Annotated in this window: 1 pseudogene; it reads left to right on the top strand. The window is 73.1% G+C overall.

Annotated features, from left to right (window positions below):
- Window positions 1-294: 294 nt before the first annotated feature.
- Window positions 295-535 (top strand): annotated as a pseudogene (locus tag BHU15_RS37625) (hypothetical protein); the annotation flags it as partial.

The following is a 535-nucleotide window of genomic DNA, read 5'->3' as shown; positions in this document are numbered from 1 at the left end:
GTCGGCGCCGGTGGCGTAGCCGATCTGGTTCACCAGGACCGGTCCGGCGCCGTCGGGGGCGGAGCCGGGGCCGGGGCGGGGTTCGGCGGGCACCGCGGCGACGACCAGGGCGAGTGAGAGCGGGAGGAACAAGGACGTACGCACAGGTCGGGCCCTCCGTACGGCACACCTGGGATCGGTCGCCCAGAACGTAACGGACGAAGTGCGATAAATAGGATCGACACCCCGGTGACGTGCGCTTTCTCCCATCGATGTCATTTGAGATTCGGAAAACTGGCTGAAATTGTGGCGGACATGAACGCCCGCTCCGCCCCCGCCGACAGCCCCGCCTGGATGCCGCCCCTGTCCGGGCTGCTCGTCGCCGCCGCCCTCACCGTCGCCGGTCTCGCACCGGACGGCACCTGGCCGCGCCTGGGCACGGGCGTGGCGGGCGCCGCGCTCGCCCTGCTCGCGGGGTCGCTGGCGGGCGCCGTACGCAGCGGGGAGCGCGTCGGTGGTGGGTGGGGACGGGTCCGGCGCGGGCGGGCCGTCGTGT

Origin of the sequence: Streptomyces niveus (genome assembly GCF_001723055.1) — a bacterium.
Lineage (GTDB): Bacteria > Actinomycetota > Actinomycetes > Streptomycetales > Streptomycetaceae > Streptomyces > Streptomyces niveus.
This window is presented reverse-complemented; position numbering and strand designations above follow the sequence as displayed.